This is a genomic window from Aquabacterium parvum, assembly GCF_001447195.1.
Taxonomy (GTDB): Bacteria; Pseudomonadota; Gammaproteobacteria; order Burkholderiales; family Burkholderiaceae_C; genus Aquabacterium; species Aquabacterium parvum.
Genome location: NZ_LFRI01000226.1, coordinates 1 through 273, shown reverse-complemented (window position 1 = coordinate 273; position 273 = coordinate 1). Strand labels below are relative to the sequence as shown.

1 pseudogene is annotated in these 273 nt (G+C 61.2%); it reads right to left on the bottom strand.

Annotated elements, in window-relative coordinates:
• Positions 1-257, bottom strand: a pseudogene (locus ABG80_RS08100) (protein rep); the annotation flags it as partial.
• Between the last annotated feature and the right edge of the window lie 16 nt (positions 258-273).

Sequence of the window (273 nt, the reverse complement as noted above, 5' to 3'; positions counted from 1 at the left end):
TCTTCCGGCACCTCGACACCTCGGAAGCACCCAGCAGAACCAAGAAGGCGTTTCCCCTTGAGCGTCTGAAAGGCATGCCATGTATCGGCAACCGGCTGATCGCTGAACTTGACGGCGTACTTGAAAACCTCCATGACCCCCTCGGCGGGATCTCCAACGATGGGCCGCACATCAACGATGAAGCTGTCCCCGGTGATCTGGTGCCAATCCCGCGACAAGCGCTCCTGGCTGGGCTCGACCTCGGCCAAGGCGATCATGTGCAGGTGCGGGTGC